The sequence below is a fragment of the Enterobacter cloacae complex sp. IR5401 genome (genome assembly GCF_049238425.1).
Lineage (GTDB): Bacteria > Pseudomonadota > Gammaproteobacteria > Enterobacterales > Enterobacteriaceae > Enterobacter > Enterobacter hormaechei_C.
In genome coordinates this window covers 25935-50162 of record NZ_JBMKHN010000004.1, presented here as the reverse complement: position 1 = coordinate 50162, position 24228 = coordinate 25935, and the positions used below count along the sequence as shown (strand labels likewise).

Genomic DNA, 24228 nt, shown 5'->3' with positions numbered 1-24228 from the left:
GGCTCCTCAGCTTCTGACGCGATGGTTGTAACGGGCGGAATGGCTGCTCAGCATAATCAGACCTATCAGGCCGACCACCATGGCTGCCGTTATGATGTATTGGTGCAGCAGCGCGGCGGCAAAACCAATACCCGCCAACACCACCAGGGTGACAATAATCAGGAAAACGCGCGCCCCGCGGCGCGATGCCGCGCGTAGCATAACGGTCAGGATCGCCAGCACTACGCTGGCAATGACCACGCCCAGTGCGCCAATGGTGCCAGTGACGCCGGTAAGCGGCGTCCACCAGGCGTATAGCGCCACCGCGAAGGCTATTATCGCGGTCAGCAGCAGCAACATGCTGCCGACCCGCGAGGATTGAGAATGCAACATACCAGGAATCCCCCTCTAAAAATGCAAAATTGACCATTATTAAGGCGTTTTCGTGGATATATGCCCCTGCTGCCCGCCGCTATTAAGGCAACGCGACGTGTGGAGCGGCGGCATATTTCACTAAACGTAACTGAGTATAGAAGAGGATTTTTTTATGGGGCGTTTAATAGCAGGCATACGACGCCTTGTGCCCCTTCGCCACCATAAAGATAGCGTTATGTTACAAGACAGTTCGAAAGCTACGAGCAGGTTACGTGATTGTCTATATCCTGTTTTTTAATTTGAGGCATAACGGGATAATTTTCCATCCAATAAAATAATTAAATAAGCCCCCCTTCAATATGATGGCGCCTTATGTTACTTAATAAAACAGGGTTTTTATTTTTTAATTAACAGACGTGCAGGCAGGGAAAGTCAGTCGTTATTTTTTCGTTAATTTAACAAATCCCCTTCTTAATTAACCGCCTGTTAAAGCATCGTCAAAGAATAACGATAGTTATTGCAGGCATACACATAAGGTTTACGGTATGCGAAATCAAACCCCTCCCACCCGTGGTGTAATGGCGCAGCAACGACTACAGGCAGATAAAAACTAAATAAGTCGTCGCTCCTCTAACAACGCGGTAAAATATGATGAATAAAGCCACCACTCTTTCAGCTAATATTACAACACGCTCTAACTGGCACTGGCAGGATAACATCTGGACGCTGGGCCTCTACGGTACAGCCGTCGGGGCGGGAACGTTGTTCCTGCCCGTGGAAATCGGCACCCGTGGTCCGGTTATTTTCCTGGTCATGCTCCTGCTGGGGCTGCCGTTATCCCTGATCCCCCATTTACTCCTTTGTCGTGTGTATATGCGTGAAGAGAAGACTGAAAACGGCACGTTGCCGATCTTCGGCTCCTTCTTCAGCGGACGGGGTGAAAAGCTGATCACCCTGTTCTATTGTGTGACCTTCTTCCCGGTAACCCTGGTTTACGGGGTGGCGCTGATTAATGCGCTGAGTAATTTACTGGTGGAGCATCTGCATATTACCGCCCTCAGCCGTGGGCCATTGTCGTTTATCGTGGTTGCTGCGCTGTATGTGGTGCTTAGCAAGGGCCGGGACAGAGTCGTGGCCATTATGAGCGCGCTGGCGCTGCCGTTCGCGGCATCTGTACTGCTGATCGCCGTATCACTTATCCCGGGATGGCATCTGTCTAACCTGACCGATACGGCCGCTGAAATGAACGCCACGCCGCTGCCGGTAACGCTGAAAAATATCTGGCTGACGCTGCCGCTTATTACCTTCTCGTTTTGCTGTGCGCCTATGGTCTCCCCGCTGAGCTCTTACTACCGGGAGAGGAAAGCGGAGGGCGAGAAAAAGGCACTGTTCGTGATCCGCATCGCCTATTTAGCCATCTTCGCCAGTATCCTCTTTTTCGTGCTGAGCTGCGTGCTGGGGATCCCGCATGACAACTTTGTACGGGCGAAGGCGGAAAACCTGAATGTGCTGTCCGTGATGAAAGGAAACGGTGATTTCAGCCTGATTTACCACATTGCCCCACTCATCGCTATCATCGGTATGACGAAATCCTTTCTCGGCGTAGGCCTGTCGGTCGCACAAACGTTTGGCCAGCTGGCTGCCAGCGTATCCGGCAAAAAGGCCAGCGCCAGCAAGCGGCTGGCCTCTCTGGCGCTGTTCCTGCTGACCTATGGCATTGTTTATGCCAATCCGGATGTGCTCAGCCTGATTGAAATGTTCTGCGGACCACTGATCGCGGTGATCCTGTTCCTTATCCCTGCGTACCTCATATACACCCGCCCCTCGCTGGCGGAGCTTCGCGGCGTGACGGTGTTTCTGGTTGTTCTGGGCGGACTGGCAACGCTGTCTGCATTGCTCTGGACAATGCTTTAGGCTGAACGCCGTTTGACTGTACCCATATACAGTAGTATTTTACGTTCAGGCTGAATCACATGCGTAATATCCATAAGGTAAACAATCATGTTTGTGGAACTGGTTTATGACAAGCGAAACGTACAGGGGCTGGAGGGAGCCAGGGAAATCATCCTGGCCGAGCTGACTAAACGCGTGCACCGGATTTTTCCTGATGCCAGCGTGACGGTTAAGCCAATGCAAGCGAACGGCCTGAACAGCGACGCCAGCAAAAGCGACCGTGAAAAGCTCAACCGCATGCTCGAGGAGATGTTCGAAGAGTCGGATATGTGGTTGATACAAGAGTAACCGGGCGCAAAGCCCGGCTCTGTTTTCAACTAACAATACCCCTGTGTATTCAGGCCGCGATTTTCCAGCATCGGTTCAATCTCAGAAGCATGCCCACGCGACTTTTTCTCCCTGCCCTATACTTTCAGTCTGACTGACTGGAGGTTTCTATGTGTGGACGTTTTGCACAAGCCCAAACCCGTGAAGAATATCTGGCTTACCTGGCCGACGAAGGCGAACGCGATATCGCATATGACCCTGAACCCATTGGCCGCTACAACGTTGCGCCCGGTACCAAAGTGCTGCTGTTAAGCGAACGTGACGAACAACTGCACCTCGATCCGGTATTCTGGGGCTACGCGCCTGGATGGTGGGACAAAGCACCACTGATTAACGCGCGTGTAGAAACCGCAGCCACCAGCAGAATGTTTAAACCTCTTTGGCAGCATGGCCGGGCGATCTGCTTTGCCGATGGGTGGTTCGAATGGAAAAAGGAAGGCGACAAGAAACAGCCGTATTTTATTCATCGGGCCGACGGGCAGCCGATATTCATGGCGGCGATCGGCAGTACGCCGTTTGAGCGCGGCGATGAAGCCGAGGGATTTCTCATAGTGACCTCTGCTGCGGATAAAGGCCTCATTGATATACACGATCGACGGCCGCTGGTTCTGTCGCCAGAAGCAGCAAGAGAATGGATGCGACAGGATGTTGGCGGGAAAGAAGCGGAAGAGATCATTGCCGACGGTACAGTACCCGCCGACGAGTTTATTTGGCATGCTGTAACTCGCGCCGTGGGGAACGTGAAGAATCAGGGGGCGGAGTTAATCGAGGTGGCTCATAAAATGGAAAAATGAGCTGCATACCCATTCTGACCAGGAAGCGATGCCGCTCGGCGTTAATCCTGGAGTATCGTTCATTCCCTTTCTTCAATCCAGTTCACAAGCTCCGCAAACTGAGTTTCTGAAAATACCGCAATACCATGCTCGGAGAGTAATGACGCTGCCACTCCCATACCCGATTTACGCTGATTACTGAAAGAACCGTTGTAGATAAACTGAGTACCGCACGTTGGACTACCATCAGTTAACAAAGCAGCAGTACATCCTGCTTCTTGTGCTGCTCGCAGTGCCAGCCAGGCTGCAAGTTGATAATGCCCGGTAACATCTGTTCCGGTGTTTTCAATTATTCTGGCTTGTCCACGCATTACGTCTTTACCCTCAGCAGACATAATCTCAGCGGGTGGTCTCGGAACAGGTAGCCCCGCAGCCAACTCAGGGCAGTGGATCACCAGGCGCTGCTCCTGTTGCCAGCGAGCAAGTTGATGAGTCATCTGCGCTTTCTCTTTCCCGTTATAACGGACTTTAAGGCCCATCAGGCAGGCACTGACCAGTATTTTATTTATCATTGTTTAATAGTATTAAGATCCAAAACGCCTACGACTTTAACACCTTAACCCTTCTCATGAATTAAAGAATTTGACGTGGCAGCGTCTTTAGCTGGTACATAGCTGACGCTATGATCGGTGCCCTGTCCCGTGGAACTTTTTGAATAATGCCGGGTGATAATACGAAGGTGGCTGTCCTGTGACACGGCGGAACATCGTTGCGAAGGATGATGCATTATCGTATCCAAGAGTCAAGGCTACTTCATTTACGGGTTTTCCCGTTATCAACAATGCCAGCGCGCTAACCACGCATGCTCGTTGGCGCCAGACAGAAAATGACATGCCCATTTGCGTAAGGAAATGGCGACGAAAGGTGCTGTCGCTCATGAACAGCGCATTTGCCCAGCGCTCTGCTGGATCATGGATTGAGGGATTGAGTAAAAACGCCTGACAAAGAGCCAGTAGGGCCGGATGTCGCGGCAGCGGAATATCGAATTCGCGAACCGGCATAGCCGCCAGCTCCAATATCATCAGATTTATCAGTGCACGGTCACGCGTGCTTTCATACAGTGGCGGTAAATCCACTGACTCAAGCAATAGCTGACGTAATAATGGCGATACGCTAATAACTTCACAACGAGGATATTTTAAGAAGGCATTCACGAAATCTGGTTCTATATACAGACTGCGAGTGGTCACGCCAACAAATTTGACGGCGTGCATAGTTTCGGGTGGGATCCAAACAGCATGTTGTGGAGGAACAATCCACTCTCCATCCTGGGTTATGACATGCATTAATCCGGTCGCGCCATATAGCAGCTGCGCGCGGCGATGTTTGTGCTGTGGCAGCATAAATCCCTGCACATAGTCATTGCCTATCGCTACCACTTCACGATCTAGCTGCTCGACCTCTTCAATCTTTACGTTGCGCACACCCGTCTCCTTATGACCGATTTACAAAGGTAATTGAGCGCGGCGCTAATGGGAAGCAGGACGCTACCGGTATAAGCTGCGAAATCATTTTCAGGTCGAGGGTATGATTTTGAATGATATCGCAATCATTGCGTTGGCAGGCTTTACTACCGGTATTACCACCGTGCTTTTTGGCTTTGGCGGCGGCTTTGTCGTAGTACCATTCGTTTATCAACTAATGCTACGGCAGACCGAACTGGCACTAAACGCCATGCATATCGCGGTTGCTACCTCTACATCGGTGATGATATTTAACGCGGGCTGGGTCACCTATCGAAACTGGCGAGCTTGCGAGCTTTCATCGCAAATGTTATTCCCGTTACTATGGTTTATAGCCATTGGGGCTATCGTGGGTTCCTGTCTGGCAGGAATATTTAGTGAGAGTGTTGTTCGCGCGCTGTTCATTTTCTACATGCTGGCAACAATCAGCGATTGTTTGTTGCGTAAGGGTTTTCTCGGAGGAAGTTCTCTGCGTCGCTTGTCATTTCCTGTAGTAACGGGCGGCGGAGTGACCATTGGTATGATAGCCGCATTGCTTGGCGTGGGCGGAAGCGTAATGACGGTACCCCTGTTACGGCGCCATGGTTATGCGATGCGTGAATGCATTAGTGCTTCTAATCCGCTTTCCCTGCCCGTCGCGCTATGTGGTGCCGTGACGTATGCAGTTATTGGCTGGCAAACTATTCCTGTGAATGGATTTCTCGGTTTTATCAACCTGAAAATTTTAGGTATGTTGGTACTAACAGGCTGGGCAGGAATAGTTTTTAGCCGTCGGGTTATACCTGCTGTACCTGATATTTGGCACGCACGAATCTATGTCATGCTGCTGTTCCTGGTGTTACTGGCGATGCTATTTCAGTAACCCTCTTTTATCGCAGCGACTAATGGCCCGTAATTATACCTGTCTCAATGTACCTTTCAGACACAAAGCGGACCAAAGCGTACAAAAAACCGGGCCTCGCGCCCGGTTCTGTTTACACACTAAAAAAGCCTTACGCACTCAATCCGCGATTCTCCAGCATCGGTTCGATCTTCGGATCGTGCCCGCGCCAGTTCCGGTAAAGTTCAGCTAGATCAGTGCTGTTGCCGCGGGACAAAATCGCCTCGCGGAATGTCTGTCCGTTTTCGCGGGTCAAACCACCCTGCTCGACAAACCACTGATAGCCATCGTCCGCCAGCATTTGCGTCCACAGGTAAGCGTAATACCCCGCCGCGTACCCGCCGCCGAAGATATGGGCGAAATAGCTGCTGCGATAGCGCGGCGGTACGGCTGGAAGATCCAACCCCTCTTTTTTCAACGCGGCGGCTTCAAAGGCTTCCACGTCTTCAACGGGCTCCTGAATGCCGTGCCAGTTCATATCCAGCAGCGCGGCGCTCAATAGCTCCGTCATGTCATAACCCTTGTTAAACTGGGTCGCATTGAGCATTTTTTCCCGCAGCGCATCCGGCATCGGTTCGCCGGTTTGATAATGACGAGCAAAGTGCGCAAACACCTGCGGATGGCTGGCCCAGTGTTCATTGATCTGCGACGGAAATTCAACGAAATCACGCGGCGTGTTGGTGCCTGAAAGCGTGGCATAGCGCTGGCTGGCAAACAGACCATGCAGGGTATGGCCAAACTCGTGGAACAGGGTAATCACATCATCCCAGGAGATCAGCGCGGTTTGCCCGTTCGCCGGTTTTTGATAGTTGCAGACGTTATAAATCACCGGACGCGCAGCAAACTCGTAAGACTGCTCAACAAAATTCCCCATCCACGCACCGCCCGCTTTGGAATCACGCGCGAAAAAGTCGCCATAGAACAGCGCCATGCCTTCACCCGTGTGGTCGAAAATCTCCCACACGCGAACATCCGGGTGATAAACCGGAATATCGAAACGCTCGACAAAACGAATACCGAACAGCTGCGTGGCGGTCCAGAATACGCCATCTTCAAGCACGGTATTGAGCGCGAAATAGGGTTTGATCTGCGACTCATCCAGCGCGTATTTCGCTGAGCGCACGCGTTCGGCATAAAACGCCCAGTCCCAGGCCTGCACCGTAAAACCGCCCTGCTCGTCGTCGATGACTTTCTGAATATCCGCCTGCTCCAGCGCAGCCCTGCCGCGCGCCGCAGGCACTATTCCGCGCATGAATTCGAGCGCGGCTTCCGGCGTTTTCGCCATTTGATCGGCAATGCTCCAGCTCGCATAGTTGTCAAAGCCGAGCAGCTGCGCCTGTCTTGCCCGTAACGCGGTAAGCCGACGGATCAACTCGCGCGTATCGTTTTCGTCGCCTTTCTGAGTGCGTTCCCAGCCCGCGCTGAACAACTTTTTACGGGTCTCGCGCAACGCCAGCGCCGCCAGCGCGGGCTGTTGCGTGGTATTCAAAAGCGGGATCAGCCAGCGTTCCTTCAGCCCTTTTTCTGCGGCAGCGTGAGCCGCGGCAGCCATCTCCTCCGCACTGAGCCCGTCAAGCTGGCGAACATCGTCCACCACCAGCCCTCCCGCCTTATTCGCCGCGAGCAGGCGCTGGTTGAACTGGCTGGTCAGGGTGGCGGCTTCGGTATTCAGAGATTTCAGCTCGGCTTTTTCATCGGCGTTCAGACGCGCGCCCGCAAGAACAAAGTGCTGATACGTCTCCTCCGTCAGTCGGCGGGATTCGGCATCCAGCGCCTCGCGATCCTGCCAGACGGCTTCCACGCGGGCGAAAAGCGTATCGTTTAGCCAGATATCGTTCGCCAGCCCGGCCAGTTCGGTGGAGAACTGCTCGTCCAGCGCCTGAAGATCATCGTTAGTGTGTGCGGACGTCATGGCGAAGAATACGCTGCTCACGCGCGACAGCATGGCCCCGCTTTTTTCAAGCGCCAGCACGGTGTTATCGAAGTCCGGCGCGGCGCGCTGCGCGATAATCGCGTCAATGTCTGCACGCTTCAGGCGCATTGCTTCATCAAACGCCGGGCGATAATGGCTGTCGTTGATCGCATCAAAACGTGGCGCCTGATAAGGCAACAGGCTAATTTCAAAAAAAGGATTGTTGACCGACATCGTTTACTCCTGTGCACGGTATTTCTCCCCAGAGTAGGCCAGCCTGCGCCAGCCTGCAATGGCGTCATACAAATGTTGCCTTAACGACGTGCCGGAGAGCGTGCTATGTTAGTACAACACAAAAAGCGTTGAGGAACAGTGAGATGATTATTTTAGTTACCGGGGCGACAGCGGGTTTTGGTGAAAGCATCACGCGTCGCTTCGTCGCCAACGGACACAAAGTGATTGCAACGGGGCGTCGTCAGGAGCGTTTGCAGGAGCTAAAAGACGAGCTGGGTGACAGCATTCTGACCGCACAGCTGGACGTCCGCAACCGCGCCGTCATTGAAGAGATGATTGCCAACCTGCCTGCCGAATGGCGTGAAATTGACGTGCTGGTCAATAACGCTGGCCTGGCGCTGGGTATGGAGCCTGCTCACAAAGCCAGCGTGGAAGACTGGGAGAACATGATCGACACCAACAACAAAGGCCTGGTGTACATGACCCGCGCCGTGCTGCCGGGCATGGTTGAACGTAACCGTGGTCATATCATTAACATCGGTTCCACCGCCGGAAGCTGGCCTTACGCGGGCGGCAACGTCTATGGCGCGACCAAAGCCTTTGTCCGCCAGTTCAGTCTGAACCTGCGCACCGACCTGCACGGAACCGCGATCCGCGTGACCGATGTTGAACCGGGTCTGGTAGGCGGAACCGAATTCTCCAACGTGCGTTTCAAAGGCGATGACGCGAAAGCGGATAAAACCTATGAAAACGCGAATGCGCTGACGCCGGAAGATATCACCGAAACCGTCTGGTGGGTCGCGAATTTGCCGAAGCATGTCAACATCAACACGGTTGAGATGATGCCCGTCAGCCAGACCTATGCCGGACTCAGCGTGCATCGCGGGTAATTCACCCTTCCCGGCCTGCGGGCCGGGTATGTGATGGCAGGGAAAAGAATGGTAGTATGTTCAGGTTAACTCTCTGAGAAATCACAACCCATGGCCGCTGAATCGCAACTTAATCCTACCCAGCCCGTTAATCAGCAAATATATCGCATCTTACGCCGTGATATTGTTCGCTGCCTGATCCCACCGGGAACGCCACTCTCAGAAAAAGAGGTTTCGGTACGTTTTGACGTTTCCCGTCAGCCCGTGCGCGAGGCGTTTATTAAACTCGCAGAAAACGGACTTATTCAGATCCGCCCACAGCGCGGCAGCTATGTAAATAAAATTTCGCTTTCGCAGGTACGGAATGGCTGTTTTGTTCGCCAGGCCATCGAGTGCGCCGTGGTGCGTCGCGCCGCGTCGCTCATCAACGATAACCAGTGCTACCTGCTGGAGCAAAACCTGCATCAGCAACGAATCGCCATCGACCGCAAACAGTTAAACGACTTTTTCCAGCTGGACGACGAGTTTCACCAAAAACTGGCGCAGATCGCCGAGTGCCAGCTCGCGTGGGATACCGTTGAAAACATCAAAGCGACCATCGACCGCGTGCGCTACATGAGCCTCGACCATGTTTCTCCGCCAGAGATGTTGCTGCGCCAGCATCATGATATTTTCAGCGCGCTGGAAAAACGCGACGTGGAAGCCGTAGATAAAGCGATGACGCTTCACCTTCAGGAAATTAGTGAGTCAGTTCAGTTAATTCGTCAGGAAAACCGCGAGTGGTTCAGCGAAGAATAAAACCTCGCCGCCCCCTTTCGGTTGCGGCGAAGTAATTAGCGGACCACTAATACTGGAATAGTGGCGTAGCGCAGGATAGTTTCAGCATTTGAACCCAGCAGATGGGTTGTCATGCTCGGGTTTCTTGATCCAATAACAATAACGTCATATTTCCCCTCTTTGCTGAGCTTGATGATTTCATCGCGTACGTTGCCGAAGCGAACTTCACAATCAATATTTTCCGGGGACATATCAAAGAGCCGTTTCAGCGCCTTCATCTTCTTATCAGACTCGGCGGTCATATACTCTTCGAACTTCTTAATATCGGCATTGAACCCCCGCAGTAACGAACGGCTGCTGTTAGGGAGAATGTTGACCAGGGTGATCGTCGCGCCTTCCGCCTTCGCGAGGTTGACCGCATGGCGTACCGCTTTATCGCTCAAATCCATTTCAAACACGTCAACAGGCATCAAAATTTTCTTATACATAAGCCTGACTCCTTTTCCGATGAAGGGTTATTTTCTGTCTCCAGAATGACATTGTGGATATAAACAAAGCCTAAACACTTGCATCCGTAAACTATCAATTAAGGAAAATAACTGTCCGCTTTGTAAAGTGGTGTCCTTAACCGTCAACGCCTGCATGAAATAAGAAAAAAGTGTGAGCTTGATCAAAAGCAAATAATTTCGTTAAAGAGAGGCGTATTAATAGTGCCCCGTGAACGGCAGCCGTCGAATTAGCGCCGTAGCGGATAAGTACGAGAGGAGAAAATACCATGATGACATACGACCGTAACCGAAATGCAATCACCACTGGCAGCCGCGTCATGATTAGCGGCACAGGTCAGTTCGGCGTGATTAAAGCGATCCACAGCGACGGCCTTAATGCCGAGCAGGTGCGTCGTGGTAAAACGGTTGAAGTGGAAGGATGCGAAGGTAAGTTCGAACCGATTGAGCTGATTCGCCTGGGGATGCACTAAGCTGCGCCCCGACATGCCGCCGCGGACGGCGGCATGTCATAGCGTTAAAGCCGGGTGGCGTACTCAGCAACCGTGGCCTTCGCGCCTTTTTGCAGCAACGTCTGATAAGCCTGCATGACCGACGCCACAAACACCGCGTCCTTCGGCAGCTCGTTACCGAAAATAGCCTCAATGCCCAACAGCGCATTAACGCGGCTTTCGCCTTCAGCGCTACCGTTTACCGCCGCCTGAATCACCGCCAGCTGCGGGTCGCTCACCTCAATCAGGTTACCCTGCTCATCAAAACCGCCGACATAACGCATCCAGCCCGCCACACCGAGGGCCAGCAGCGGGAAGGGTTTCTGGTGGACCAGGTGCCAGCGCACGGAATCGAGCATCCGCTGCGGCAATTTCTGGCTACCGTCCATGGCGATTTGCCAGGTGCGGTGACGCAGGGCCGGATTGCTGTAGCGCGCGATCAACAGGTCAGCATAGTGAGCTAAATCCACCCCCTTCACTTTCAGAGTCGGCGCCTGCTCTTTCAGCATCAGCGCATGCGCGGCTGCGCGATAATGTTCATCTTCCATGCAGTCGTTAATGTGCTGATAACCGGCAAGGTAGCCGAGATAGGCCAGGAACGAGTGGCTGCCGTTAAGCATTCGCAGCTTCATCTCTTCAAACGGAATGACATCAGAAACCAGTTCCGCACCGGCCTTTTCCCACTTTGGACGTCCGGCGACGAAATTATCTTCCACCACCCACTGGCGGAACGGCTCGCAGGCGACACCTGCCGGATCGCGTACGCCGGTCAGCTGTTCGATTTTATCCAGCGTGTCAGCCGTGACGGCGGGCACAATACGGTCCACCATGGTTGACGGGAAGGTGACGTTCGCTTCAATCCAGTCGGCCAGTTCGCCGTCAACAGCGCGCGCGTAGGCGCAGGTGACATTGCGCATCACGTGGCCGTTCTCCGGCATGTTATCGCATGACATCACGCTGAATGCTGGCAGCCCCGCCGCCTTACGCCGCGCCAACGCTTCAACCACGACGCCCGGCGCAGATTTCGGCTGATGGGGGTTTTGCAGGTCGGCAACGATTAACGGATGATCGAACATCAGTTGTCCTGTTGCCGGGGAATGGCAATACCCTTTCTCGGTGATGGTCAGGGAAACAATGGCGACCTGTGGCTCGCACAGCGCCGCCAACACGGTTTCCAGCCCGTCGACCTGCGCATGCAGCGCGTTTTTGACGACGCCGACCACGCGCGCTGTCCACGCATCGGCAGACATCTCTGCTACGGTATAAAGGTTATCCTGTGCCTTCAGATCGGCGATCTGCTGTTCGCCGCCAATCAGGTTAACTTCGCAGTAACCCCAGTCGCTGCCCTGTTCTGCGGCGAGTATATCGGTGTACACCGCCTGGTGCGCGCGGTGGAACGCGCCAAACCCTAAATGAACAATGCGTGCCTTGAGGCTGTCGCGATCGTACTGAGGACGCGTTGCCTTCGCCTGTAATAACTGGTTTTCCATGATTGAGACTCGTTAATTAATGAACGCTGTGATCCGCTGCCGCTTCCTTTTCAGAGCGGCAGCGCCTGCTGACTACACCAACTAGAATGGCAGTCGGAGTCAAAAAACGCTGCCATTAACCATACTGATACGTCGTTTTCAGATCTTGATTTACATTAACTTTTCGCCATGTGGTGTGACATCAGTAAAAAGTTGTGTGACAGGTAACACAAGATGTAAACCACTAGCGGCGTGAAGAGAGCGCGCCGTAGGCTACCGCTTCTTTATGCGGCGCTTCGGCTGCATCTTCGGCTTCACTCAGATCGCGGTCGCGCACTTCCGGCATCAGCAAAGCGGAGACCAGCCCAATCAGCGAGTACGCCACCAGCATCGCCACAATTGGCCACCAGGACCCGGTCATATTGCAGAAGATCCCCGCCAGCACCGGACCAAAGCCTACGGCCACCAGCCCTCCCGCCTCTTTCGAGATTGCCATGCGGGTAAAGCGGTTCCGCGAACCAAACATCTCTGCCATGGTGATGTTTTCCAGCGCAAACAGCCCGAGGACCGCAAAGTTATGAATAACGATGATAGAGAGCATAATCACGCCCGGCGCGTAACTCTTATCAACAATAATCGACAGCATCGGGTAAGCCAGAATAATGGCTGAAATGTTAAGGATGATATACGGCAGACGGCGCCCCACTTTATCGGACAGCCAGCCCAGCAGCGGAATGGTGAGGAAGCCGAGAATCGAACTGATCATCAGCGCATCGGTTGGGATCGCCTTATCAAATAACAGCGTCTGCACCAGATACCCGGCAAGGAAGGTCTGGATAAGCCCAGAGTTACCGGCCTGGCCAAAGCGCAGCCCCGTCGCCAGCCAGAACGATTTGCTCTTAAACATCGCGCCTAATGAGGTATCCTGCGCCGCCGCTGGCGCAACGGTTTCGGCGTCGTTAACCTTCTCAAACACCGGGCTCTCTTTAAGGTTCATACGCAGCCAGATGGCGAAGATCATCACCACCACGCTGGCGAGGAATGGCACGCGCCAGCCCCAGGCAATAAGTTCTTCACGATCGAGGGCAAAGAACATCACGGCCCAGATCGCCGTGGCGCTCAGCGTTCCGCAGTTGGTGCCCATGGCCACCAGCGAGGAGATGATGCCGCGTTTACCCTTCGGCGCGTACTCCGCCAGCATGGTGCCCGCACCGGAGATTTCTGCCCCCGCGCCCAGCCCCTGAATAATACGCAGCGTCACCAGCAGCACCGGTGCGAAAATCCCGATCTGCGCGTAGGTCGGCAGCACGCCGATTAAGGTGGTGCAGATCCCCATCATGGTGATGGTGATAAACAGCACTTTTTTACGGCCAATTCTGTCGCCCATTCTGCCGAAAATAAATGCCCCGACGATACGCGCGATGTAGCCTGCGCCGTAGGTGCCCATCGCCAGGATCAGCGCCATGGCCGCCGATTGCTCAGGGAAGAAAATTTCATGAAACACCAGCGCGGCGCCAAGGGAGTAGAGCTGGAAATCCATAATTTGCGGCACTACAAACAGGATGTATGCTGATGTAAGTTGAAAGCAGGCTTAAACCAAAACATTAGCGCAAGATGAATCACTACCCTCCACGGTTTTGAGTTGTTTTGCGCTAATTTTTTGCCCCAACCATGCCCCATTGCCCCATCACACCACCCTGTCATCCTGCATCACGCTGTTGATGAAGAACGTCACCCGCCCCATCACCTCAACCTCTTCCGCAGCCTCCCCCTCTATCGCTTCACCATCATCACAAATCAGCGCCCTGCCCATGACCCTGGCAAACTGAGTCCGTCCGCCGCTGAGGATTAGCAGAACCTGATTCTGTACCAGTCTGGTGCACGGCTCGATAACCGCAAAGCCAGACGAGGTTTCGAGGATGCGGCTGTCCATGCCGATCCCGCAGATAATTTCCGGAGATAAACGCGGTGCTACGAAATCAGCCGCCGGTGAAGGAAATCCCATCAGTGCACCCTCCCCATGTTACGCAGGATCCAGTACCTGTTGTCGCTACCGTCTGTCGTCTTGTCAGCGAAGCCTGGCTGATTGCGCTCTATCCATGCATTGGCGTCGGCTCGGGTGAAGTGCCAGTTAAAACCACGCAACTTTTCTATAAAGCTGTCTGTTCTCAGGTAGCGGTAGCCCTTTGGGTTAAGCTCTATGGCCGCAATAAAGGCTGCGTGTATGTCTGCTGTGCGTGGCATAATCACCTCACAAAATAACTGTATACATATACAGTATCGCTAAATGTGAGGGTCGATCAAGTGATCATCTGGTGTTACACTTCAGACCTCTCAGAATCTACTGATTTATATATTTTTTTGATAGTTAAGGACAATAGCACAATGAGCACTGTAGCAGGACGTAATTACGATATCGATATCGCAAGAACAATTTCGTGCTTCCTTGTTGTCATGACACATGTAACCGCATACTGGAATTATAAGTTTCAGCCAGTCTGGGATGTGGTGAACGTGTACAATTCTCTATCCAGGTGCGCAGTTCCAATTTTTATCATGATTTCAGGAATACTTTTGGTTAAAAAGGATATCGACGCAGCAACTTTTTACAAGAAAAAGTTTCCAAAAGCTATTGCCGCACTACTAGCTTGGTCTGCTTTTTATTACACATTCTATAATGACAACCCTACTATTTCCGGTTTCTTTATCAAAATAATAACCGGTCAGGCCATGTATCATCTTTGGTATCTATACTTCCTTCTAGGAATGTACTTGATAACTCCAATAATATCTTTAGCATATTTTGGTATGAGCGATAAGCAGCGACTGTTCTTTTTTATTACTATAATGGTTCTTTTTCAGTTTAATCTGATCAAGTCATTAACCGGATTCAACCTCCAATCAAAGTTTAACCTGGACTCTTTCGTCACGCTCAGTTGGTATATGTTTATAGGCAAGTATGTATATGATTACAAGGACAAAATAAGGAGTAAATTAGCATTAACAGGTATATTTTTCGCTTCCATTGCATTCACAGCAATTATGAACAATTGGTATTCTCATTTTATCGGCGGCCCTAGTCAAGCGTTTTTAGATAACTTCTCGATAAATACGTTCGTTGCGGCTTGCTCTTTGCTTTTGTTATGTGCAAAGATAGATTGCAGCTATTTAAATACCATATCTTATAAAATAAGCGGATTTACATTCGCTATTTACTGCCTTCACCCAGCATTATTAATCCCTTTAAAACAAGATGTTTGGAGGCTGAGTTGGAGCAACAATATGATTTACTTCCTTCCATTGGTATGTATTTTTATGTTTATTGCATCTCTATCGATATCATTTATTCTTAAAAAAATCCCAATCGTTCGTTATGTATGTTGAGATATGGCGCCCTATTTACGGGCGCCATTCCTTTACAGCCGTCTAATCCGCCATCTTGGGGTAGTTGTAGATAGCGCGTTCATTGTGAAGACCCCGCTCATAACAAATGTTGTTGTACCAAGTCTGGTTGAGTTGGAAACACTGTGTGAAATTGTGTACTCGTATGCATCTGTAGCACTGTCATAGCCATTCGATGTAACTGCAAATGACGGATCAGCTAGCAAGGTTGAATTGTCTTTCGCTGATGAGTGGAGCTTTGCAACATAAACTCCTGTGCCAGCCGTTGATGATTCAGGCAAGGTTATGGCTATCATATATTTCTCTATACCCTGAATATATGCTTCGCTGATACTCTTAGTTAAAGCGGATATTTCTAGCATCATCTGTCGTGGATTAGAACCTACTGGAATGTACACTTTAAATACATCAACCGGCGCGGTAGAAGGGTGCGATTTATAGTTCACATAAGACGGAATTAAATGGTTCCAGTCAATGATTGATTGAGGCCTTGGATCTAAATGAATGGCGGAACTGTGCATTGCCGTTCCGTCCCATAAGCCTGTCCTGCCGTAATCTGCCCCATCAGCAAATCCTCCAGACGTTTCCCTGTAACGATGAAACCAGACTTTCGTATTATTCGAATTCAAAGTCACAGCTGGAGAATTTGACCACCCTCCGTCGATATATATAGTTATGTTCTTGCCAAGGCTGCCGGGCGTACTTCCCAGGCGTAACATACAATCTTTGATTGTCACGCTCTGCGATGTGTTTTGGCCCTCTACGAGGTAAACTCCGCCAGTGGCGATATCATTTTCTATATAGCAGTTATCAATCAATAAATCATATGGAAGTGTAGTCGTATAGAATTTTATGCGAGCTTCACCAATCGTTTCAAAAGAACCACCAGTGAATTTTATAGCCTGAAGCCTACAATAGATTGCTAATGAATGTTTCTGAGGTTCTGCCATCCATACGTTGCTGAACTCAAGGTTATTGACTTCCTCTGATGGATAGTTGAAGCCAAGACGAATGTGTGATCCTGTCAGTGAAACAGAAGACGAGCTTCTTCTGAACCTGATATTACGATAAACCGAGTACCAGCACTTATCGATATCAATGCCGTAGTGGAAGTCCTCAAGAATGCAATTCAGAACACCGCCATTATCAGAATTGTAGTAACTAGATATCCCTACCATTCCTGGATTATCTTTGTTGCCCTTAAGCGCAATTGTATCAACTCTGGAACGGAATCCGGTAAGGGTGATCAGGTAGCCTGTGTTTGTGTTGGCAGAAGCATCGATGGTTGTGAAAAGGTCCTCACCAATCAGAGATGTTCCGTTAGGCAGGACAATGCCTGTACCTTTGTAAACATAGGTTCCGTGAGGGAAGTACAGGCGACGGAAATTAGTGATAAAACTTGTTCCGGTTAGAGATGAGCAGGCAGCATTGATTGCCGCTGTATCATCTGTCACGCCATCTCCCTTTGCGCCCCAGTCTTTAACGTTAACGTAGTCAGCATTCAGATTGTGCTGTGTTCTCGCAACGCTGCCAGGCAGTGGCTGCTTTACCGTGATCAGGGCATCACCGTTACCATCGGCCCCACTAGCCAACATCGACCGTAGCGCTGCGTCTCCGACGCTGACCCAGGCACCAACGCCCGTGCCGCCAGATGATGATGGGGTGGAGCCTGAAGGGACCATTTTAGGCAACGCCCCATCCCAGCGGTAATATTCTCCATCAGTTTCATCTTTCAGGATCTGGTTTGGCAGCGTTAACGTAGCGCCATCCTGGAATGTCCCTACCGGAATCCAGCCAAATGCTGCTATAGCCTGCTGCGCCAGCCAGCGCAAACCTTCGATGGTGTAATGGGCGTTGCCAAAGCGGTCAATGAATTGCTGCGCCAAAGACGTAACGAACTCGTCAATTTTCCCGGCGTTAAACTTCAGGTCGCGCGGTGATTCGCTTGGAACAGGCAGGTTTGTTGGTGTCGTAGCCATATTTATTCCATAAAAAACCCGGCACGGTGGCCGGGTCTGGTTGGTCGGGGAGGGTTCTTATTGGTAGATGGCGTCGCTGTATTCAGCGACGGTCAGAGATACCGTGTTATCTGTGTTTGGTTTAATGCTGTTGACCGTCCATAGCTGACTGTCAAGTTCCTCCACTGTCGCAATGAGATAGCGCGACGGGAGCTGTACAGTGTCTCCGTTCCAGATATTGAGCTGAATGTCGGGTATTGCCGCGGTGAAGCCGTACTTCGTGTCGCTGCGGGCCGTCGCCGGATAGCGCAGCGTCGGGTTACCCAGACTGTCGGTCACCAGAACGTACATTGAACCGGTAAACGCGATCGGCTCGCTGGTATCGAAGTTATTCCCGGCGCGTCCGGTGATGTACCCCTGCTGCTGGTTGCTGTCGTAAATGTCTGGCATCTGAATGACGCTACCGACCTGGATAATGCCGTCCTCAAACACTTTGGCGTTCATCTTCACCCGGGAGTAGATCAGGCGTTTGGTTTCGCGCAACGCGCGCTCGCGCGCCTGGTACTCGTTTCGGAAACCGACTATCTCGAGCTTGTTCGGGTTCTCTGCTTCCTGTTCTAAGATAGTGCCGTTCAGCACGCGGTAGTTGATGTACGTCTTATTATTCGTGGTCGGGTGGACGTAGGACACCTGTACGCCGTCATAACCGCCAGGAAGAGTAGCTTCGTACGTCATTTTGTACTCGTCCGTCTTCATATTGGCCCTGTTAAATACGGCAGCCGGATAATCAACCTTTTGGTCACGAGTGAACGTCAGTACGCCGTCATCCCAGTACGCCACCACCGACGCCGCATTGCAGATCGCCTGCACGCGGTCGCCCAGTGAGTCGTTCTCGTCGTCAAACGTATAGTCGAAGTAACCAAGGCGCTCATCCGGCAGGCTTTCGGCGATCGAGTACAGCCCGTACAGGTCAATGCTGCTTACCGGCTGCTCACCCATGATGAGCCAGGTGTGAGCCACTGCATCAGCGAACGAGCGCGACGGCCTCAGGGTGTAATCCACCGTCTGCGTGTCCAGGTCGTACGTAATGGTGTGGCGCGTCACCAGTGCGTTATATTTGCGCTCGCGGCTGCCAAGAGCGTTCTCTGTCGCCCGGACTTTTACTCGCACAAGCGTGTCGGTCGGGTGAACGACGTTTGTCCTGATGTTGATGCTGTGGATCTCTTCGACCTTGAGCAGTGACGCGTCACCGGAGTTATCCGTGCGCTGGAAGCTGACCGCGTATTTCCCGAACCCGCCGGTCGGTGTGATCTTGTCAGTGCGATAAAACACCTCGCTCGTCGACTGGTGCGGCGTCGTCTGCCGGTACGTAAACGTCTGCTGCGTTCCCGGCACCTGGTTGTAGTCGTCGTCGATTTTCCAGATGACAACCTTCCAGTTGGTCTCTTTCTTCCCGCCGAGGCTGGACTGTGTATGCAGCCACAGCTGAGTTGACTCGACCGGGGAAAAGAACGGCCCAACCACCAGCGCCTCGTTATCGTTAAGGATGAATTTCGTGGTGTTGATCGTGGCATTCGCCGGGATGTCCTGCGGTCCTTCGAGCTGGTTCATCGTAAACGTGTACCAGCGCACCGGGTTAACCACTGCACCGTCGTTTGTTTCAACGGCGGAAATCAGCGTGCCGGAGAATGTAGCATCGGTAGTCACGTTGCCGGAGGCCGTGCTGTACGTCACGTTGATGGTGAAAGTCACCGCGTGCGGCAGCACCAGCCCCATGAAATAGTCGAACTCAGCCTGCTTAACGATTTTCATCGCTATCTGGCCGCCAGAATACGTTCCGCTGACCACCGTGTTTGCCGTTGCTGTTTCGATAGGGAAGTCGCTGGCTTCGTTCTGCCCAGGGACCTCCTGCCCGTCGACGTCATCGAACCCGTAACCTTCGACGATCTGCGGGATTACTTCACCTGGCTCGAAGAACTGGAATTCGGCACCAGCCAGAGAGCCCAGGCTCGATTCTGAGTAGCGCACGGACTCGTAATCGTATTTGCCGATCCCAATACACATCCATTCAGTGACGTACTTCAGGCCGCCGTCGGTGGACGTCTGGTGTACGTATTCGAATACTGATTCCTGGATCAGATCCGGGAACGAACGAATCTGCCCGTAGATGTCCGGCTTGGCTTTGTAGACGCGCGCGGTGTTTGTCTGACCGGTCAGGCTATTGTTGGGCGAGTCGACGGTATTACCGCCGTTGTTTGCAATAGCTGGCTTCGGCGCCAGGAAAGAAAATACCTGACCAACCACTTTAAAGATCGGGCTCAGGATGTCATCGACAATACCCTTTGGCTGGTCGAATATCTGGATGTGGTCCAGCTCGCTCAGCTCAAACGCCAGCTCATCATCGTCGCCCAGCTTTACGCCGTTGCGGACGATCAGCAGATCGCGGTGGAAAGTGGCGTCATTGGCCGCCAGCCAGTCATAAAAAAGGGTGCCGTTTGGCACCCTGCAACGCAGCTTAGGCGTTCCTGGAAAATTCGATATCTCAACCAGCGCCATATTCGAAAAACTCCACTTTGGTGAATGCCCGCTGAATGACCAGCAACGAGTCCATGCGCACGCTTCCGTTCTCGCCGCGTGAATGCAGCGCCTGCCGGTTCAGTACCAGGCCAACGTGCGCCGGTTGCGCGCCGCGGTACCCGACAAATATCCCCCCGTCGACCGGTTTATCGACCTTGCGCCAGAAAACGACGTCTCCCTGATAGCAGGTGAAGAAATCCTCCCCGGCTTCGTAACCCGGCGTCTGGTGCAGCTCAATGTCGAGCACATGTCGGTAATACAGCACAACCAGCCCCCAGCAATCAGTCTTTTCGAATGAGCAGGCGCGGTTAGACCACGGCACGCCGATCATCCTGCTGATAAAATCAGAGGTACTGAAGCCCCGTGTATTCGACTGGATCATATGGTTGGCCAATGTTGTTATTTAGCGGGTTTGTCATTGATAAAGTAACTGATGCGTTATCTGAAACAACATCGACAGTTTTTACAAATAATGTCCAATTCTTCATTGGCGTAGAGGTATCAACTCTATCGAAAACCTGACGAGTTGCCGTGATAGGCGACAGCCTGGAAACACCACTCCACTTCTTCATCAGCGTTTTGATATCTGAAGACAGTCGCCCAAGCTTCACCGTTGCGTCGATTACCGGAGTTCCGCTCTGCTGGCTCTCTTCGATTTCAAACCGCGCAGGCGTGTACGTCTGGCCGCCAAGCGTCTTCGGGAAGAACTGTTTGTCGACGAGGCGGACGTAACCAAAGGAGGGGTGATAGAACGTGATGGTGTTGTAACAGCCGCTAATCGGGCGCTTCTGATTATATTCACGATATGAAGGCATCAGGGAACCCTCGGAAGACTTTCTGGATCGCGTCCGTCCGGATAGCCAGTCACCACGATATCAAGCACTGAAGGCCACGGCGGCGGCAGCTCAACAATGATGTCGTCAAACTCGTCGTCAGCGTTGTACAGATGGTTGGCAATAACGGTTCCTGTCCATGTCACCACCCCGCCGTCGATACTGGTTTGCACCGGCATCTGCGTGAAGTGAAGCTCCTGCAACTGGAGACCACTGCCGCCCAGATTGATATTCATCCTGAACCAGTTCAGGCCCCGGTTGAGATAGTTTGGGCTGCGTAGCCACTGCTGGAATGCTCGTTCCTCAGCCAAGGTGAAAATCCACGTCAGGGACCAGGTCACTTTCAGGTCGTCAGTAAGGTTCTGGAAGATAGCCGGGCCGACCGCTGGCTGATCGGTCTGGAACCCGGTATCGAGCGTCATGTTTTTGCTGGCCTTCTGCGCCAGCGGCAGCCAGTCGGGATAGTCGATAATTGGCATCAGCCCTGCCCCCTTGGCGTGCGTTTAACATTGAAGTTACTGGTTATACCGCTGCTGATTGGCCCGCCGTTGTTCAGGTCTGCAACAATGACATCAACGGTAAGCCCACCATTTGCATCAGTGCCAGCCTGTGCATCAACGGACGATGACGTGTAGTTCTGGATGTTGATAACTACCCCTCCGCCGCCAGTAGTCATCTCCTTATTGCTGATCACCCTGCCGTTGTCGCCCGGTATCATGTACTGCTTACCGGTACTGGCCTGGTAAATCTCAGGTTTCCCTCGCTCACCGACCTGATAAAGACCTCCTGCATTCACCGGGCCGCCATTGTAACGCATACCGGTTAAAGCAAGGCCCTGTGCCAGGCCTACCGTTGAAGCAATTCCTGTCATGGCAGGAACTGAGTTGGCCCCAAATGAAGCGAGGCTCGCCATGGCGGCGGCAGGAGCCCAAGCTGTAGCCAAGATTGCAGCCTGAGATGCTCCAGCAGCAGTAGCCGCTGCGCCCAATGTCTGCCCTATAATGAAGTTTTTGAGGGCCTCAACACCAACCTGGACTAGCGCATTGACCACGCTGTTCAGCATCGTATTCCCGAGTGAACGCATAGCATCCTGCGCTGACATCGTTCCGGTGATCAGCCCGGTTAACGCATTGGATGCATTGCCTGAAAACGCATCTACTGCACTTGTCAGCATGCTGTACCCCAGACTCTGCTGGCTAAGAAGCTCCCATTGTGCAGCGGTTCTTTGCTGCTCATACTGCGTATCGGCAGCATTTTTAAGGGCTAATGCATTCTGGTGAGCTAATAACCCCTGCTGCTCGAACTGTTGGATAAGGGCCAGTTGCTGTGCATGCTGATTAGCTAATTGCTGCACTGGATCAACCTGTGCAACTGCCTCTTGCTGTGGCGTCACCGCCTGCTGCGCGCGGATTTTTGCGAGGTTTGCCTGGTGTGTGGCCTCGAGTCTTTCAGATGTCTGATTGAACTGCTCCTGACTGATTTTCTTAGCAGCCAGAGCAGTATTCAGATCCTGAACATCCTGCTTATAGCTTGCGTTTTCGCGCGCTTCTGGCAGGAGTTTCTCGGCTGCGGCTTGTGCTTTGAGTGCGTTGGCAGTGTCCCATTTTGTTGCGGCGTACTGCCCCGCCAGCGCGATCTGTTCTTTAGTGGCTCCTTTTCCGAGAGACTGCTGCGCATTCAGGATCGCCTGCTCGCGACTCAGATTATTGGTTGATTCGGCAGCAAGCTCTGACTGCTGCTTCAGGTTCGCCAGTTTCTGAGCAATAGAATCAGCCTGAGAGGCGCCTTTCTTCTGCTCGGACTGAAGTGTCTTTTGCGCCTGCGTATTTTTGTACGTAGCGGCAGCGTCATCCTGCATCTGCTTAGCATGCGGATCATCCTTCGCAAACCCGGCATCTTCGGCAGCGTATTGCGCCTGCAACCGCGCGCGGGCCTCACCCTGTAGCTTAGACAGTGCCAGATTGCGTTCTGACTGCTTTATAAGGTTCTTCTGCCCTGAGGTAAGATTGTCGACCTCTTTTTTCATTCCGGAGAGATTGATCTGGGCCTCGCCAGCTACTCGAACGAGTTCCGTCAGCGGGCCAAGGAACGTCCTTATTGCATCAGCTCCTGACTTTGTCGAACTCTCTGTGCTCTGAAGTTCAAGAACGAGCCTTTGTAGTGCTTCAGGCGTTGGATTGTTCGCCACATCAGAGAGTTGCTTGCTTAGCTCGAATGCGCGCTGCTCAGACACGCCAAATTTATCCGCAAGCGTGGTTACTGTGTTCTGGATCGCGTTGGCGTTAACGGTGAACCTTGCCCCGGCGTCCCTTGCTTGCTCCATGGCTGCCGAGTAGTTGTCAGCTGTTGCCCCGACTGTAGAAAGGTTTTTGTTGAATTCATCGATGGAGGCAATACCACCAACGAACGAAGTCTTCAACTTGTCGGTGAATCCAACGATAGAACTGGAAGCATCATTGATGGATTTAGGGATCTTCGCTATGGCAGCGTTGTACTCAATCATTGCCTGATTTCTCAGGATGGTTGCTGCCTCGGCGTTTGTTCTTGCCAGGTTCGCGTACTTATCAGACAGAGCGGCCACGCCATTTTGGGAAATGGTGATCACCTTATCCATCGCTTCGGCTGCATCTTTCAGCGCGTCCATGGCGTTCTTTCCACCATTAAGCGATGTAATCAGCACGCCAGCGATTACAGAGCTCAGCGCGATCACTGCGCCAACTACCGCGCCGCCTGGACCAAACGCGCCAGCGAGTTGCGATCCCTGCTGGGCGAATGCTACTAATGCAGACTGCCCACCCTGGACTTGTACGATAAAGTCCTGCACCTGGTAACCGGCCTGCTGCATGCTGGTTTTCCAGCTACCAGTGCCTTTTGCACCATTTTCAACGCCAGTCTTCATGTCATACAGGCGACCGGTCAGCTCGCCGATCTTCTGTTTTTCTTCGTCTGTCGCTTTTGACCCGGCGCGGAGTTGGGCGGCAAGAATAGCAGCACTGCGCGCGCCATTCTCCTGCGCTTCATCCAGCACAGCTAACTGATTACCCAGCGCCTCGATGATTGATTCAGCGCGATTAAACTCGCTGTTAGCGCCGCCGGTACCGCTGCGGGCCTCTTCCATAGCGCGGGCAATGCCGCTGACGTTGGTATTTAGCTTGCGCAGCTGGTTATCCATGGAGTTGGCATATCCGGCCAGTTCTGTAAACGCGGCCCCGGTTTGTGAGGTGCTCTGGTCAAGGTTATCCATCCCCTTTCCGGACTGCTGGGCCGCAGCATCCAGTTTATCCAGGGCATCAATGGCCTGTTTGCCGCCTTGCAGCAGCGGCTCAACGTCGGCACTGATTTCATAAACGATGCTACCGGCGTTCTTCTCACCTGCCATGTCATTCTCCG

At 52.4% G+C, this 24228-nt stretch carries 22 protein-coding genes and 1 pseudogene; 8 read left to right on the top strand and 15 right to left on the bottom strand.

Translation table 11 applies throughout. The features are described from left to right. Positions 1-6: 6 nt before the first annotated feature. A complete protein-coding gene (locus ACOTX1_RS07760) occupies positions 7-372 on the bottom strand; it encodes a hypothetical protein (RefSeq protein WP_022651139.1) in 366 nt (121 codons plus the stop codon). A 633-nt stretch (positions 373-1005) separates the two neighbouring features. Here ACOTX1_RS07760 and ACOTX1_RS07755 point away from each other — a divergent pair. From ACOTX1_RS07755 to ACOTX1_RS07745, 3 genes are all read left to right on the top strand, one after another. Next, positions 1006-2268 (top strand): amino acid permease, encoded by a 1263-nt coding sequence (locus tag ACOTX1_RS07755; RefSeq protein WP_003857388.1) that lies wholly within the window; start codon positions 1006-1008, stop codon positions 2266-2268. Between the two features lie 87 nt (positions 2269-2355). Beyond that, a complete protein-coding gene (locus ACOTX1_RS07750) occupies positions 2356-2595 on the top strand; it encodes a DinI family protein (protein WP_003857390.1) in 240 nt (79 codons plus the stop codon). Between the two features lie 149 nt (positions 2596-2744). Further along, positions 2745-3428, top strand: coding sequence for an SOS response-associated peptidase (locus tag ACOTX1_RS07745; RefSeq protein ID WP_003857392.1), 684 nt, complete (start codon positions 2745-2747; stop codon positions 3426-3428). Between the two features lie 59 nt (positions 3429-3487). Here ACOTX1_RS07745 and ACOTX1_RS07740 read toward each other — a convergent pair whose 3' ends face one another. Together ACOTX1_RS07740 and ACOTX1_RS07735 are read right to left on the bottom strand one after the other, a co-directional pair. Next, the gene (locus tag ACOTX1_RS07740) at positions 3488-3979 is read right to left on the bottom strand and encodes a DUF523 domain-containing protein (protein ID WP_003857394.1); all 492 of its coding nucleotides are present in this window, start codon (positions 3977-3979) and stop codon (positions 3488-3490) included. A 108-nt stretch (positions 3980-4087) separates the two neighbouring features. Further along, a complete protein-coding gene (locus tag ACOTX1_RS07735; protein ID WP_023314077.1) occupies positions 4088-4891 on the bottom strand; it encodes an AraC family transcriptional regulator in 804 nt (267 codons plus the stop codon). Between the two features lie 109 nt (positions 4892-5000). Between ACOTX1_RS07735 and ACOTX1_RS07730 the strand changes: the two genes are divergently transcribed. Beyond that, positions 5001-5792: a sulfite exporter TauE/SafE family protein gene (locus ACOTX1_RS07730; RefSeq protein WP_032610216.1), complete on the top strand. Its 792-nt coding sequence runs from the start codon at positions 5001-5003 to the stop codon at positions 5790-5792. A 130-nt stretch (positions 5793-5922) separates the two neighbouring features. Here the strand turns inward: ACOTX1_RS07730 and dcp are convergent, their stop codons facing one another. Further along, positions 5923-7956 carry a peptidyl-dipeptidase Dcp gene (gene dcp, locus ACOTX1_RS07725; protein ID WP_023314075.1) on the bottom strand — a complete coding sequence of 678 codons (2034 nt, stop codon included), beginning with the start codon at positions 7954-7956 and terminating at the stop codon, positions 5923-5925. Between the two features lie 143 nt (positions 7957-8099). On the opposite strand from dcp, the gene ydfG reads away from it, so the two are divergent. Next, positions 8100-8846, top strand: a complete 747-nt coding sequence (ydfG, locus tag ACOTX1_RS07720; protein WP_003857402.1) for a bifunctional NADP-dependent 3-hydroxy acid dehydrogenase/3-hydroxypropionate dehydrogenase YdfG — start codon at positions 8100-8102, stop codon at positions 8844-8846. Between the two features lie 90 nt (positions 8847-8936). Then, positions 8937-9623, top strand: a complete 687-nt coding sequence (locus tag ACOTX1_RS07715) for a GntR family transcriptional regulator (protein ID WP_003857403.1) — start codon at positions 8937-8939, stop codon at positions 9621-9623. A 35-nt stretch (positions 9624-9658) separates the two neighbouring features. Here ACOTX1_RS07715 and ACOTX1_RS07710 read toward each other — a convergent pair whose 3' ends face one another. After that, on the bottom strand, positions 9659-10090 hold the full coding sequence (locus ACOTX1_RS07710) for a universal stress protein (protein ID WP_003857404.1): 432 nt from the start codon (positions 10088-10090) through the stop codon (positions 9659-9661). 287 nt (positions 10091-10377) lie between these two features. Here ACOTX1_RS07710 and ydfZ point away from each other — a divergent pair, with 287 nt between their 5' ends. Beyond that, positions 10378-10581, top strand: a complete 204-nt coding sequence (gene ydfZ, locus ACOTX1_RS07705; RefSeq protein WP_003857405.1) for a putative selenium delivery protein YdfZ — start codon at positions 10378-10380, stop codon at positions 10579-10581. Between the two features lie 44 nt (positions 10582-10625). Here the strand turns inward: ydfZ and ACOTX1_RS07700 are convergent, their stop codons facing one another. From ACOTX1_RS07700 to ACOTX1_RS07685, 4 genes and pseudogenes are all read right to left on the bottom strand, one after another. Further along, positions 10626-12089, bottom strand: a complete 1464-nt coding sequence (locus tag ACOTX1_RS07700) for a mannitol dehydrogenase family protein (protein ID WP_023314074.1) — start codon at positions 12087-12089, stop codon at positions 10626-10628. A gap of 223 nt (positions 12090-12312) precedes the next feature. Further along, positions 12313-13614, bottom strand: a pseudogene (locus ACOTX1_RS07695) (MFS transporter); the annotation flags it as partial. A gap of 141 nt (positions 13615-13755) precedes the next feature. After that, positions 13756-14073, bottom strand: a complete 318-nt coding sequence (locus tag ACOTX1_RS07690) for a hypothetical protein (RefSeq protein ID WP_023306078.1) — start codon at positions 14071-14073, stop codon at positions 13756-13758. Then, positions 14073-14312, bottom strand: coding sequence for a hypothetical protein (locus ACOTX1_RS07685; RefSeq protein WP_023314042.1), 240 nt, complete (start codon positions 14310-14312; stop codon positions 14073-14075). The genes ACOTX1_RS07690 and ACOTX1_RS07685 overlap by 1 nt, the downstream gene beginning before the upstream one ends. 141 nt (positions 14313-14453) lie before the next feature. On the opposite strand from ACOTX1_RS07685, the gene ACOTX1_RS07680 reads away from it, so the two are divergent. Beyond that, positions 14454-15452 carry an acyltransferase gene (locus ACOTX1_RS07680; protein ID WP_023314041.1) on the top strand — a complete coding sequence of 333 codons (999 nt, stop codon included), beginning with the start codon at positions 14454-14456 and terminating at the stop codon, positions 15450-15452. Between the two features lie 32 nt (positions 15453-15484). On the opposite strand, the gene ACOTX1_RS07675 is transcribed toward ACOTX1_RS07680, so the two are convergent. Genes ACOTX1_RS07675 through ACOTX1_RS07650 form a run of 6 tightly spaced genes read right to left on the bottom strand, consistent with a single transcriptional unit; the run spans position 15485 to position 24217 of the window. Continuing rightward, positions 15485-17449, bottom strand: coding sequence for a glycosyl hydrolase family 28-related protein (locus ACOTX1_RS07675; protein WP_263521986.1), 1965 nt, complete (start codon positions 17447-17449; stop codon positions 15485-15487). Between the two features lie 57 nt (positions 17450-17506). Next, positions 17507-19984 carry a host specificity factor TipJ family phage tail protein gene (locus ACOTX1_RS07670; protein WP_263521988.1) on the bottom strand — a complete coding sequence of 826 codons (2478 nt, stop codon included), beginning with the start codon at positions 19982-19984 and terminating at the stop codon, positions 17507-17509. Then, positions 19971-20336, bottom strand: coding sequence for an NlpC/P60 family protein (locus ACOTX1_RS07665; protein ID WP_032649984.1), 366 nt, complete (start codon positions 20334-20336; stop codon positions 19971-19973). The genes ACOTX1_RS07670 and ACOTX1_RS07665 overlap by 14 nt, the downstream gene beginning before the upstream one ends. A 13-nt stretch (positions 20337-20349) precedes the next feature. Further along, positions 20350-20820, bottom strand: a complete 471-nt coding sequence (locus ACOTX1_RS07660; protein WP_015571561.1) for a hypothetical protein — start codon at positions 20818-20820, stop codon at positions 20350-20352. Beyond that, positions 20820-21317, bottom strand: coding sequence for a hypothetical protein (locus ACOTX1_RS07655; RefSeq protein WP_263521991.1), 498 nt, complete (start codon positions 21315-21317; stop codon positions 20820-20822). Before ACOTX1_RS07655 ends, ACOTX1_RS07660 begins: the two co-directional genes overlap by 1 nt. Beyond that, on the bottom strand, positions 21317-24217 hold the full coding sequence (locus ACOTX1_RS07650) for a tail protein (tape measure) (protein WP_263521992.1): 2901 nt from the start codon (positions 24215-24217) through the stop codon (positions 21317-21319). Before ACOTX1_RS07650 ends, ACOTX1_RS07655 begins: the two co-directional genes overlap by 1 nt. Positions 24218-24228: the final 11 nt, after the last annotated feature.